This window comes from Vibrio sp. V12_P9A6T4, from assembly GCF_963874835.1.
In the GTDB taxonomy this organism is placed as follows: Bacteria; Pseudomonadota; Gammaproteobacteria; order Enterobacterales; family Vibrionaceae; genus Vibrio; species Vibrio anguillarum.
On sequence record NZ_CAWNJO010000082.1, the window covers coordinates 66,822 to 80,456 of the forward strand.

At 44.7% G+C, this 13,635-nt stretch carries 12 protein-coding genes; 4 read left to right on the forward strand and 8 right to left on the reverse strand.

The window, feature by feature from the left end:
* Positions 1–7 precede the first annotated feature (7 nt).
* Together rplM and zapE are read right to left on the reverse strand one after the other, a co-directional pair.
* Positions 8–436, reverse strand: a complete 429-nt coding sequence (gene rplM / locus AACQ42_RS13505; protein WP_013856066.1) for a 50S ribosomal protein L13 — start codon at positions 434–436, stop codon at positions 8–10.
* 237 nt (positions 437–673) lie between these two features.
* Positions 674–1,780, reverse strand: coding sequence for a cell division protein ZapE (gene zapE, locus AACQ42_RS13510; protein WP_013856065.1), 1,107 nt, complete (start codon positions 1,778–1,780; stop codon positions 674–676).
* 144 nt (positions 1,781–1,924) lie between these two features.
* Here zapE and zapG point away from each other — a divergent pair, with 144 nt between their 5' ends.
* The 3 genes from zapG (at position 1,925) to degS (ending at position 5,056) form a co-directional block, all read left to right on the forward strand.
* The gene (gene zapG / locus AACQ42_RS13515; protein ID WP_017046504.1) at positions 1,925–2,368 is read left to right on the forward strand and encodes a Z-ring associated protein ZapG; all 444 of its coding nucleotides are present in this window, start codon (positions 1,925–1,927) and stop codon (positions 2,366–2,368) included.
* 116 nt (positions 2,369–2,484) lie between these two features.
* Positions 2,485–3,849, forward strand: a complete 1,365-nt coding sequence (locus tag AACQ42_RS13520; RefSeq protein ID WP_026027948.1) for a Do family serine endopeptidase — start codon at positions 2,485–2,487, stop codon at positions 3,847–3,849.
* 142 nt (positions 3,850–3,991) lie between these two features.
* The gene (degS, locus tag AACQ42_RS13525; RefSeq protein ID WP_026027274.1) at positions 3,992–5,056 is read left to right on the forward strand and encodes an outer membrane-stress sensor serine endopeptidase DegS; all 1,065 of its coding nucleotides are present in this window, start codon (positions 3,992–3,994) and stop codon (positions 5,054–5,056) included.
* A gap of 72 nt (positions 5,057–5,128) precedes the next feature.
* On the opposite strand, the gene parC is transcribed toward degS, so the two are convergent.
* The 6 genes from parC to nudF all read right to left on the reverse strand — a co-directional run bounded on the left by parC (position 5,129) and on the right by nudF (position 12,008).
* Positions 5,129–7,405 (reverse strand): DNA topoisomerase IV subunit A, encoded by a 2,277-nt coding sequence (gene parC, locus AACQ42_RS13530; protein WP_094165113.1) that lies wholly within the window; start codon positions 7,403–7,405, stop codon positions 5,129–5,131.
* Entirely contained in the window at positions 7,406–9,289 is a 1,884-nt protein-coding gene (gene parE / locus AACQ42_RS13535) for a DNA topoisomerase IV subunit B (protein WP_017042666.1), read from the reverse strand. It abuts the gene before it with no gap.
* 212 nt (positions 9,290–9,501) lie between these two features.
* Positions 9,502–10,098, reverse strand: a complete 597-nt coding sequence (yqiA, locus tag AACQ42_RS13540) for an esterase YqiA (RefSeq protein ID WP_013856059.1) — start codon at positions 10,096–10,098, stop codon at positions 9,502–9,504.
* Positions 10,088–10,909: a 3',5'-cyclic-AMP phosphodiesterase gene (gene cpdA / locus AACQ42_RS13545; RefSeq protein WP_094165115.1), complete on the reverse strand. Its 822-nt coding sequence runs from the start codon at positions 10,907–10,909 to the stop codon at positions 10,088–10,090. Before cpdA ends, yqiA begins: the two co-directional genes overlap by 11 nt.
* Before the next feature lie 47 nt (positions 10,910–10,956).
* Positions 10,957–11,391, reverse strand: a complete 435-nt coding sequence (locus tag AACQ42_RS13550; protein WP_017042669.1) for a DUF1249 family protein — start codon at positions 11,389–11,391, stop codon at positions 10,957–10,959.
* A complete protein-coding gene (nudF, locus tag AACQ42_RS13555; protein WP_019283349.1) occupies positions 11,379–12,008 on the reverse strand; it encodes an ADP-ribose diphosphatase in 630 nt (209 codons plus the stop codon). The genes AACQ42_RS13550 and nudF overlap by 13 nt, the downstream gene beginning before the upstream one ends.
* 234 nt (positions 12,009–12,242) lie before the next feature.
* Between nudF and tolC the strand changes: the two genes are divergently transcribed.
* Positions 12,243–13,550, forward strand: coding sequence for an outer membrane channel protein TolC (tolC, locus tag AACQ42_RS13560; protein WP_017046499.1), 1,308 nt, complete (start codon positions 12,243–12,245; stop codon positions 13,548–13,550).
* The last annotated feature ends 85 nt before the right edge of the window (positions 13,551–13,635 follow it).

The following is a 13,635-nucleotide window of genomic DNA, read 5'->3' on the forward strand; positions in this document are numbered from 1 at the left end:
TCCCCAATTAGATGTCTAGTACTTTTGGTTGTTGAGCAGCATGGTTGTGCTCAGCGCCAGCGTAAACTTTCAGCTTACGGTACATAGCACGGCCTAGAGGACCACGTGGTAGCATACCTTTAACCGCTAGCTCAATAACCATCTCTGGCTTACGAATAATCAGCTTGTCGAAAGTGATTGATTTTAAGCCGCCTGGAAATTCAGTGTGACGGTAGTAAGTTTTAGCTGCTGCTTTGTTACCAGTTACAGTAACTTTCTCAGCGTTTACAACGATGATGTAATCACCAGTGTCCACGTGAGGAGTGTATTCAGCTTTATGTTTGCCACGTAGGCGAGATGCAATTTCACTTGCTAGACGACCTAGAGTTTTACCCTCAGCGTCTACGATATACCAGTCGCGTTTTACAGTTTCTGGTTTAGCAACGAAAGTTTTCATGCTAATAATAACCCGTTAAATAAAATTTACACTAAAAGGAGCATTAAAATGCCCCCACTGTCTAAGAGTCCAAAGTTGCCCCTTCGAGCGTTTGGTTTCTCTCGGCCTCTCGTTTCACAGAAACAGGCCTGCAGTAACGGTGGGTCGCAGGATTATAGGGAAGTCAGTAGAAAAAATCACCTCTTTTTGAACAAAATCACGAATTTTTTATTTTGCTTTAAAAGTGTTCGGATTGAGCTAGGCCAGATGTTCCCTTGATAAATACTCATGACTTTGCATTTCAATTAACCGCGACTGACAACGTTTGAATTCAAACTCCAGTTGCCCATGCAGATACAGATCGTCCAGCGCCACTTCGGCGGAGATAATTACTTTTACATGTCGTTCGTAAAATTCATCAATCAACGCAATAAAACGCCGCGCTGCATCATCGATGGCGCGATCCATTTGCTTCACATCAGCCAACAGTACTGTGTGGTAAATTTTGGACAACTCAATGTAATCGTTTTGGCTTCTCGCCGTTTGGCATAACTGTTCAAATGTCGCATGTAAAATACCATCACTAGCCTTTACAACAGAGAGGGTGCGATGATTGATTTCAATCTCACTGCGTGCTTCTTTTTTCTCGTCACCAACCAATTGCCGATAGTAATGTTGTAAATTGTGGCTTGCTGCTTCATCCAATGGATAGTGGTAAATTTCCGCTTGCTCTAATGTTCTTAAGCGATAATCAATGCCACTATCGACGTTCAACACATGACAGTGTGATTCAATCAAAGCAATTGCAGGGAGAAAGCGTGCTCGCTGCAAGCCGTTGCGGTATAAGTCGTGCGGTGGAATATTCGATGTCGCCACTAAGATAATGCCGCGCTTAAACAGTGCTTGAAACAAGGTACCCAAAATCATCGCATCGGTAATATCTGATACAAAAAATTCATCAAAACAGATAATTTCCGTTTCAGACTTTAAAATATCGGCAACCTTTTCTAAGGGCTCTTCAACTCCAGCCAGCGCCTTCAACTCATCATGAACTCGGTACATAAAACGGTGGAAATGCACTCGCATTTTGCGAGTGGTTGGCAGAGCTTCAAAAAACGTATCCATTAGATAGGTTTTTCCTCGCCCGACACCGCCCCAAAAATAGAGCCCTTTAGGTAAGTTAGGCTGTTCAGGTTGACGACCAAGCCATTTGGTCCAAACCGCGGAGGGCTTAACTGGTTGGTTAAGATAATCCTGAAACTGATGGTAGAGTAAATCCAGCGCATCGACGGCGCTTTCTTGAGCAGAGTCTCGTTGAAAACCGAGTTTTTTTACATCGTGTTCATATCGCTGTTTTGGTGTCATGACCGCCTACTGCACTAAAGAAAATGGAAACTGCTATTTCGTGTATTTCGCTTTATTGGCTAGAGCAGTCATAGTAACATGTCCAAGCGACGTGTGTAACCAACAGGTAAAAAACATGTTAAATAACAACAATAAGGAGCTGTTATGCCTTGGATATATGCCATTGTAGGCTTGCTAGTAGGGGCTGTGTTGGGAATGGTCATTTCACGATTGACTACGCCTCAATATAAAAACCAAAAGTCTCTACAAAAAGAATTAGATAACGCGAAATTTAGTTTGGAACAACAACGCCAAGAATTGTCGGATCATTTTGCTCAAGCGGCAGAAATACTCGATACACTAGGTAAAGATTATACAAAACTGTATCAACACATGGCCAAAACATCGTCCGAAATTCTGCCGAATATGCCAGAGCAAGATAACCCATTTATCAAAAAAATCGCTCTGCATAATGATACAGAGAAAAGCAACGATGACATTTTGGAACAGCCACCGAAAGATTATGCCAATGGCGCAACAGGGCTTTTTAATACCCCTAAAAAAGAGATCATTCATTCTGCAGACGTGGTTAAGGTGAAAGCCGTTTAATCTGAATTCATGAACTTTATAAAGGTTTTTGAGTCATAAACCTCACGAGAGTGTTGAAGTTTTGTCTTTCGTACAAATATTAAACTTCGAACACAGTTATTCCAAAGGAGCTTATGATGAAAAAACCTTTACTTCTTTTAACCGCTCTATCGTTAAGTTTAAGTTCAATCATCACCCCACTACCCGCAATGGCAGCGCTACCCTTTTCTGTCAGTGGTGAGCCATTGCCGAGCTTAGCACCGATGCTAGAGCAAGTGACACCGGCGGTTGTGAGTATCTCAGTTGAGGGAACTCAAGTTTCCCATCAACGTTTACCCGAGCAGTTTCGATTTTTCTTTGGTCCTGACTTCCCAATCGACCAATCGCAAGAGCGGCCATTTAGAGCATTAGGCTCTGGTGTCATTACTGACGCAGACAAAGGCTATGTTGTGACTAATTATCACGTCATCGATGGCGCTGATAAGATTCGCGTCAAACTATACGACGGCCGAGAATACGATGCGGAGCTCGTCGGTGGCGATAAAATGTCCGATGTCGCGCTGATCAAACTCAAAAAAGCAAAAAATTTAACCCAAATTCGTATCGCAGATTCAGACAAACTGCGTGTAGGTGATTTCACTGTCGCGATCGGGAACCCGTTTGGTCTTGGTCAAACGGTGACTTCCGGCATTGTTTCTGCGCTAGGACGAAGTGGACTTAATCTTGAAAACTTTGAGAACTTTATTCAGACCGATGCCGCGATTAACAGTGGCAACTCTGGTGGTGCCTTAGTCAATCTCAATGGTGAATTGATTGGGATTAATACCGCGATTCTTGGGCCGAATGGTGGCAACGTTGGGATAGGTTTTGCAATACCATCAAATATGATGAAAAACTTGACCGAACAGATCTTAGAATTTGGTGAGGTAAAACGTGGCGTGCTCGGCGTTCAAGGGGGTGAAATAACCTCTGAACTGGCTGAAGCGCTAGGCTATGAGTCAAGTAAAGGGGCGTTTGTTAGCCAAGTTATCAAAGATAGCGCCGCCGATAAAGCAGGGATCAAAGCGGGTGATGTCATCACAGCTATTAATGGAAAAAACGTTTCTACCTTCAATGAATTAAGAGCCAAAGTGGCAACATTAGGTGCAGGTAAAAAAATCACAATCGATGTAATCCGCGATGGTAAAAGCAAGACCTTCGACGTAACCTTGAGTGAAAACAACACCACAACTAAAGCAGAGCAACTGCACTCGGGGTTGACTGGTGCGGCACTGACCAATACGACGGATCAAGACCCAATCGCTGGCGTTAAAGTGACTGCTATAGAGAAAGGGTCAGCGGCAGAAGCGTATCAACTACAAAAAGAGGACATCATCATTGGTGTTAACCGCCAACGAGTGAAAAACCTCGCACAATTACGCGAAATTTTGGAGAAAAAGCCGAGCATACTTGCGCTGAATATCCAACGAGGTGATAGAACCATTTACTTGGTTATTCGCTAATTAGTGAGAATCGCTTGTGGAGCGATCAGGGCAGCATTTGAATGCTGCCCTTTTCTTATTCAATCATGTAGTGCTATTCTTCCTCTCTCAAGCTCAGGTGTAAAATAAGCTGAGTATATAGCGGGTTTTGTTTGGGGAAGATATGCTTAACTTTTTACTTCGTTCAGTGGGGCTTGGGCTTCTTGCTGCTGTTGTTATTTTACTAGCGGTTCCCTCGCTACGTTCAAATGTTCTCCCGCAAATCGCGGCCGAAGAGTCTCCCAATGCGCTCTCTTTGCAAATTTCGTTTAACCAAGCCGTTCGCCGCGCCGCACCTGCTGTAGTCAATATTTACAACCAAAAATACACCGAAAGCGATCGCAGTAAACTGTCGATTCAAGGGTTAGGCTCTGGTGTGATTGTGAGCGAGAAAGGGTACATCATTACGAACTATCACGTAGTAGCCCAAGCCGACCAAATCGTAGCGGCCTTACAAGATGGCCGTCTCGCAGCCGCGCAATTAGTAGGCAAAGATCGACGCACGGATATCGCAATTTTGCGAATCGAAGGAACGAACCTTCCCGTTATTCCACAAAATCCCAATTACTCGGTGAAAGTTGGCGATGTGGTACTGGCCATTGGCAATCCATACAACCTTGGACAAACTACTACTTTTGGTATCATTTCTGCCACTGAACGTTCATCAGTCAGTACCGATGGACGTCAAGCTTTCATCCAAACTGATGCGGCCATTAATGAAGGCAATTCCGGTGGAGCTTTGGTCAACACTCAAGGAGAGCTGGTAGGTATTAACACGGCTTCGTTTCAACAAGCAACTGAAATGAAAACCGATGGTATATCATTCGCGATTCCCTACAAATTAGCCAATACCATTATGGAAAAAATCATTGCTGATGGACGTGTGATTCGCGGCTATATCGGTATTGATGGGCAAGATATTACCCCTGTAACATCTCGCTTACTTGGCAGTGAACATATTGGCGGCATAGTTGTGTTGGGCATTGACCCCAATGGCCCTGCGGAAACGGCTGGTTTTAAAGAGCGGGACATTATTCTAAAAATTGGCGGTAAAAAAATTAATGGTCGCAAGAGTGTGATGGAAATTGTCACTGACTTGCGCCCAGGTACCGTTGTCGATGTGCTCATCTTACGTAAAGGTGAAGAGATGACACTTCCCGTGACAATTGTTGAAGACCTACGCGAATAAAACTAAGCCATCAAAAACAAAGAGACATAAAAAAGCCCCCAACTCACGAAGGGGGCTTTTATTTATAGACTTTTACTCTTGCTCAAGATCTGAATCACTAAGTTCTGATTCAATCTCAATCGCAGTAACACGTTGTAACCCTCTCGGCAGTAAACTACCTCGACGTCCACGCTCACCACGGAAGTTTTCTAGATCGCTGGCTTTTAAACCAAGTTTGCGTTTGCCGGCATAGAGCGTAATAGCCGCTCCTTGAGGCAAGGAGATTAAGTGTGACACAAACTCTTCACGCTCTTTGGACTTAGCCGCAGGAATATTGATTATTTTGTTGCCTTTGCCTTTGGTTAGCTGTGGTAAATCTTTGATTGGGAATAGCAACATTCGGCCCTGATTCGTGATCGCTAAAATGTCATCAGACTCCAAATTACCGATGGCCTGCGGCGTCATTACCTCTGAGTTCTCAGGCAAATTAACTAAGGCTTTACCACTACGGTTTTTCGACAGCAGTTCACCACCTTTACACACAAAACCATAACCGGCATCCGAGCCCACTAACCAGAGTTGATCCTCTTCCCCCATCACTACTTGGCGGATAGACGAGCCCTCTGTGATGTTGAGACGACCCGTAATCGGCTCACCTTGGCTGCGCGCCGAAGGTAGCGAGTGGGCTTCAAGCGAATAACTTCGACCATCGCTACCCAAGAATACGACCTGCTGATTGCTCTTACCACAAGCATGAGCCAAATACTGATCGCCAGATTTATAACTCAAACTTTGGCAATCCACATCATGCCCTTTGGCATGACGTACCCAGCCTTTTTCCGAAAGCACAACGGTGATCGCTTCACTTGGCACAAGGTCACGCTCAGTCAAGGCTTTAGATTCAGCACGCTCAATCAGTGGTGAACGGCGATCATCGCCATACTTCTCAGCATCTGCTTTGATCTCTTTCTTCAACAATGTGTTCAAGCGACGCTCAGAACCAAGCAACTGCTCTAATTTTTCGCGCTCTTTGGCAAGCTCATCTTGCTCACCACGAATCTTCATCTCTTCAAGTTTGGCTAAGTGGCGAAGTTTGGTATCTAAAATCGCATCGGCTTGAATAGCACTAATACCAAACCGGGCCATCAATACCGCTTTCGGTTCATCTTCAGTACGAATGATTTCAATCACTTCATCAATATTCAGATAAGCAATGAGCAAACCTTCCAAGATGTGCAAACGCGCCATGACTTTATCAAGACGGTACTGTAAGCGGCGGCGAACCGTGGTGCGACGAAACTCAATCCACTCAGAAAGAATGGTCACTAAACCTTTCACTTCAGGACGATTGTTTAAGCCAATCATGTTCAAGTTAACACGGAAGCTTTTCTCTAGATCGGTTGATGCGAACAAGTGGCTCATCAACAAGTCACAATCTACGCGGTTAGAACGCGGCACAATAACAATACGCGTAGGGTTCTCGTGATCCGATTCATCGCGTAAATCTTCAACCATTGGCAATTTCTTCGCGCGCATTTGGTTAGCGATTTGTTCGAGCAATTTAGCGCCTGAGACTTGATGAGGTAATGCAGTGATCACAACATCACTACCCTCTTTATGCCAAACCGCGCGCATTTTGATACTGCCGCGACCTGAGCGATATATTTTCTCAATTTCAATTCTGGGTGAAATAATTTCCGCTTCGGTCGGATAATCTGGCCCTTGCACGTACTGCATCACATCATGCAGTTGCGCTTCCGGGTTATCGATCAGGTGAATCGTCGCATCGGCAATTTCACACACATTGTGTGGCGGGATATCGGTCGCCATGCCCACCGCAATTCCCGTGACGCCATTGAGCAAAATATGAGGTAAACGCGCCGGCAGCATTTGTGGTTCTTGCATTGTCCCATCAAAGTTAGGCTGCCAATCAACGTTGCCTTGTCCAAGCTCACCCAGTAAAACTTCAGCGAATTTAGACAGTTTCGCTTCGGTATAACGCATCGCCGCGAAGGATTTTGGATCGTCCGGAGCACCCCAGTTACCTTGACCATCCACCAGTGGATAGCGGTAAGAAAAGGGTTGTGCCATTAATACCATCGCTTCGTAACAGGCCGAATCACCGTGCGGGTGGTATTTACCGAGCACGTCACCAACGGTACGCGCTGATTTTTTGTACTTGGCTGACGCCGAGAGTCCAAGCTCCGACATCGCATAAATAATACGTCGCTGTACCGGTTTTAAACCATCGCCAATATAAGGCAGTGCGCGGTCCATGATGACGTACATCGAATAATTGAGATAGGCGTCTTCAGTGAACTTACGCAGCGGCAGTTTTTCAACACCATCAAAGGTTATTTCAGTTGACATTTATTGCACCTCTGCCATATCGCCATAACGTTGCAACCATGCGCGGCGGTCATCTGCACGCTTTTTACCTAGCAACATGTCCATCATCTCATCCGTTGCTTCAGCATCATCAATGGTCAGTTGCACCAAGCGGCGCGTGTTTGGATCCATCGTTGTTTCACGCAATTGAAGCGGATTCATTTCACCCAAACCTTTAAATCGTTGGACGTTGATTTTGGCTTTTTTCTGGCTAAGTCGCTCTAAAATGCCCTCTTTTTCAGCATCATCGAGTGCATAAAAGACCTCTTTGCCGCAGTCGATCCGATACAAAGGAGGCATCGCAACAAAAATGTGGCCCGCTTTGACTAGTGCTCGGAAATGTTTGGTAAATAAGGCACAGAGCAAGGTGGCAATATGTAAACCATCAGAGTCCGCATCTGCGAGAATACAGATTTTACCGTAACGCAATCCATCTAGATCGTCGTTATCAGGATCAATCCCAAGCGCAACAGAAATATCATGCACTTCTTGTGAAGCCAGCACTTGGTCTGCCGACACTTCCCACGTATTTAAAATTTTCCCACGCAGTGGCATAACCGCCTGAAATTCACGATCGCGCGCTTGCTTAGCACTGCCGCCTGCTGAATCCCCTTCGACAAAGAAGATTTCCGTGCGGCTCAGGTCTTGTACTGAACAGTCGGTCAGTTTACCGGGGAGCGCGGGGCCTGATGCGATTTTTTTCCGTACCACTTTTTTGCTGGCTCGCATGCGGCGATGCGCATTGGCTATGCACACTTCGGCAAGTAATTCAGCGAGTTGTGGTTTTTCATTCAGCCATAAACTAAAGGAGTCTTTTATCACACCTGAAACAAAAGCCGCGGTTTGACGTGAAGAAAGGCGCTCTTTGGTTTGCCCTGCAAACTGTGGGTCTTGCATCTTAACCGACAACACATAAGAACAGCGGTCAAAGACATCTTCACCAGTTAACTTAACGCCACGCGGCAACAGGTTGCGGAATTCACAGAATTCACGCATCGCATCGAGCAACCCTTGGCGTAAGCCGTTAACGTGCGTACCACCTTGTGCGGTAGGGATTAAGTTAACATAGCTTTCAGTGATCATCTCACCACCTTCAGGTAGCCAAATCACTGCCCAGTTGGCCGCTTCAGTTTCAGCGACAAACTCACCCGTAAATGGCTCTTCGGGCAATAAGGTGTAGCCCTTTACACCTTCTGCGAGATAATCTTTTAGGCCGTCTTCGTAGTACCAACGGTGCTCAAGATTGTTAACCTTATCACTAAAGGTGATCTCGAGCCCCGGGCAAAGTACCGCTTTAGCGCGCAAATTATTGATTAGGCGAGTCACTGAAAAGTTAGGCGAATCAAAGTAGCTGGTATCGGGCCAAAAGTGGACACTTGTCCCTTTATTGCGACGACCACAGGTGCCAGTTACCGTCAATTCCTCGACTTTATTACCGTGCTCAAACGCCATTTCATAGATTTGCCCATCACGGCGAACGGTCACTTCCACACGCTTGGATAGGGCATTCACTACGGAAATACCTACCCCATGTAAACCACCGGAGAACTGGTAGCTTTTGTTTGAAAACTTACCACCCGCATGCAATTTACAGAAGATAAGCTCAACGCCTGATATTTTCTCTTCAGGGTGAATATCAACAGGCATACCACGCCCATCATCGATCACTTCAAGTGATTGATCTGCGTGGAGAATAACTTGTACCTTGGAGGCATATCCGGCTAGCGCTTCATCGACACTGTTATCGATAACTTCTTGGCCTAAATGGTTAGGTCGCGCGGTGTCCGTATACATCCCAGGTCGGCGACGTACTGGTTCTAAACCATTAAGAACTTCAATGGCCCCAGCATTATATTGTTCAGTCATAATACGGAATGCTTTTATAGATAAATGATTCGTTACTTTTTCGGCAGTTTATCAATGATGTGCTTGTGATTAATTAACGACAACAACGCTGATTTTTTCAGCATTACAAACTGCAAAAGTATAGGTAGAACATAGTCTGGAAGAGCCTTGCTTATGTCAAGCGAGATAAGTAAGTTACAGGTAAAATTATGACTCCCCCCTCAATGAATCGGTCAGAGATCTAGGAATTCGATGATTTGTCGCGGATATCGCTCAAAGTTCACAAAACTATGATCGCCGCCAAATTCAACCGTCTGTTTTGCTCCCGCCAATTTAGCGACGGCTTGACGGTAATCTAAGACTTCATCACCCATTTGTTGCAACAACCAAAATGACGTGACGTCATTAATTTTAACCTCTAATGCTTTGAGCTCTTCAATATGTTTCGCCTCTAGCCGATAGTGCTCTTGCGTGTAGGGGTTGACTTGTTCGCCTAAAAAATTGACCAATAATTCATACGGTTTGATTGCTGGGTTTATCACCACGGCACGAAAACCAAACAAATGGTTTAACCAAATAGACAAATACCCGCCTAATGAACTCCCCACCAGCGCAATACGATATTGATCTTGATGTTGATGAATAAGATCAAGTAGATATTCCGCAGCTTGCGCGGGAAAACTGGGTAACTTAGGCACCATCACTTTGATATCAGGACGCTGCATTTGGCAATACTTCACCATCACTTGTGCTTTGTGCGACAGCGGCGAGCTATTAAAGCCGTGAATATAAAGCAGCATAGGTTGACGAGTAGGCATCTCAGTATCCATTAGCGTTAAAATCCGGTTGGAATGCGCCGTTAGCTAAACGTTTGACTTGAGTTTCTATTTGACCATCAGCCGATAGCGTCAATTCACGCCATCCTGGGGAAGTGCGATCCAAAGCAAAATCATCTGAATTGGGCTTAAATTGTACACAGGTCGAGGGAGTGGCCATCACTCGGACACCGTGATGGAGTTTATCCATATTTTGATGAACATGACCACACAGGACGGCTTTCACATTGCGATGTTGCGTGACGATATTCCAAAAAGCATCTCTGTCTTTAAGGCTATGTTGATCGAGCCAGGCACTCCCCACCAATAGAGGATGATGATGCAGCACAATCAAGGTGTGTCGCTGATGGTGCGTCGATAATTTTTCGTCAAGTAAAGCCAATTGTTGATCGCTCAGCCGTCCGTGCGGTACGCCCACCACTTGAGAATCGAGCATCACCATCTGCCAGTGTTCACCGAGTAATACATGCTCCGACTGTTGAATCTGCTCTGACGGGAATACGGCGCCCATATTGGGTTTAAAGTCGTGATTACCGGGAAGCCAAAAACAAGTTTTTTCTAATGAAGAAATACCACGAGAGAAACGAAGATAAGACTCAGCACTATGATCTTGCGAGATGTCGCCCGTAGATAGAATTGCATCAAATTCAACACGTTGCGCGCAGATCTCTGCCACAACAGCATGAAAGCTATCTACCGTATTAACACTCAACAGGCTGCCATCATCCGGCGCAAACAGATGCGTATCGGTAATTTGTAGCAGCCTGATGCTGTCTGAATTGTCTAGAGTTGGCGACACGTTCAAAATTTATTAATCCAAATTGAATGACTAATTTTCATCTATGACGAAGACTAAATTGGAGCTCGACTAATCCCGTGCTTTAAACAGAAAGTAAGCCAATCGCCTAAAAAGCGATTGATTTGCGCTTTCTCATCTTTTTGCATCATTTGTTCATTCGGGTAATCATAGCGAGCTTTGATCTGATTTATCCGCGCACTTGCACACACTTCGGAAACACGTGCATCGTGGTAAAGCCTGACAGACATCGACGGTAATGGAAATACTGAAACGTCATCACTCTGACAAATCTCCACTAAAGTTGTGTACTTTGTGACCTCTAGCACTTGTAATTGATAGGTCATTTGAGCAGCCTGATAACAGCGTAAGTCACCCACGCTCGGCTGACTTGGTAACAAAGCGTTCAATTTCGCGTAGTTAGTTTCGTACACACGCATTAATTCCGATAAATCAACGTGATACGGTTTTTTCAATGCTAATTCTGCCATTGCAATTGTAACTGTTGATAGTTTAGCTCTAACCATTGTAAAGCGATAATTGAGGCACCATTCTCAATTTGGCCGTTTTTCACTAAGCGGTAAGCCTCTTCACGGCTCATGACATGAACTTTGATGTCTTCACCTTCATAGTCAAGCCCATGTACGCCTTTAGCTTGCGTTGCATCGATTTCACCAACAAAGACGTCGAGTAATTCAGAGCATCCACCAGATGATGGATAATAAGAGCTAATTTTTTCGATTCGGTTCACTTCAATTCCCGCCTCTTCCATCGCCTCTCGACGAATAACCTGCTCGGACGTTTCATTAGGGTCGATGACTCCAGCAATAATCTCCAGTTGCCAAGGATGGGCGTGCTCTAGTGCTCCAACTCGAATTTGCTCTATAATCACGACTTCATCACGCGCAGGATCATAAGGAAGCATAGCCGCAGCATGACCTCTTTCAAACATTTCTCTTTCAATTTCCTCACTCCATCCACCTTCAAACAACTTGTGTTTAAAGCGATATTTCACCATGCGGAAAAAACCTTGGAACAGTGTTTCTTTTGAAATGACGTCCACATCTTGGGGCGTAAAAATGTTGTACTGTTTGTCAGACTGCTGCATTTGAAACCTCGCTCAGTGAATCTCATAGTTTAATCATGGAATTCATCCATCACCAAGGATATTGCTCAACTTTTTATATAAATTTTATATTTATTTTTAAACGAGCATCGAATTTTATTGCACAGATGGACAGTTATGTGTAAAAAAGTGCAAAGTTTCGAGTGAATTACCACCAATTTAAGTTAAACTCCTTAAAAGTAACCTTCTTACATATTAAGGCAGGGAATAGGACCAATGAAAAAACTGCTTCCACTATTCATCAGCGCAGCATTAGGCAGCCTGAGTTCTTCAGTATGGGCGGATACTCTTACTGAAATCTATAATCAAGCCAAAGAAAATGATCCTCAGCTACTGAGCTCTGCAGCTCAACGTGATGCTGCATTTGAAGCGGTAACATCTAGCCGTGGTGATCTGTTACCACAAATCAACCTGACTGCTGGTTACAATATCAACCGCAGCGATATTGATGCACGCGAAAGTGATAAGCTCACAGCAGGCATCAGTTTCTCTCAGCAGCTTTATCAACGTTCAAGTTGGGTTTCTTTAGACACGGCAGAAAAGAATGCACGCAAAGCGGATTCTGCCTATGCGGCCACCCAGCAAGGTCTGATTTTACGCGTTGCACAAGCCTATTTTGAAGTGCTTCGCGCCAAAGATAACTTGGCATTTGTCCGTGCAGAAAAAGCGGCAGTGGCTCGTCAATTAGAGCAAACGAAACAACGTTTTGAAGTCGGCCTTTCTGCAATTACTGACGTGCATGACGCACAAGCGCAATACGACGGCGTGCTTGCTGATGAAGTTTTGGCAAAAAATAGCCTCACCAATAGTTATGAAACCTTGCGTGAAATTACCGGCCAAGAACATTCTGATTTAAGTGTGTTGGATACTAATCGTTTTTCAGCCAGCAAAACAACGCAGCCGATTGATGCTCTGCTTGAAGAAGCCCAACAGAAAAATCTCTCTTTGCTGACCGCTCGTATTGCTCAAGATGTCGCGAAAGATAATATTTCATTAGCAAGTTCAGGGCACTTACCCTCACTGACTCTTGATGGCGGCTACAAGTACGGCGATGAAAGTAATAATAACAGCGGCTCTAAAGGGGATTATAACGATTTTAATGTCGGTATTAACCTTGCGGTGCCATTGTACACTGGTGGAAAAACCACTTCGCAAACCAAACAAGCTGAATTTGCGTACGTTGCTGCAAGCCAAGATTTAGAAAAAACGTATCGCAGCGTTGTGAAAGATGTACGCGCATTTAACAACAACATCAATGCCTCTATTGGCGCTTTACGTGCTTATGAGCAGTCAGTTATTTCAGCGAAATCAGCACTGGAAGCGACCGAAGCAGGGTTTGATGTCGGTACGCGAACTATTGTTGATGTACTTGATTCAACGCGCCGTCTCTACGATGCGAATAAAAATCTCTCTAACGCACGTTATGACTATGTACTGAGCGTACTGCAATTGCGTCAAGCAGTAGGCACCTTGAGCGAGCAAGATATTTTAGATATCAACGCTGGCTTAAAAGCAGACAGCTAAAAAAGTAAAAGCCGCTGACAATTCAGCGGCTTTTTTGTAGTGATTGGCTCATTTTATACAAAATGCCAAAGGATACGGCGCGATG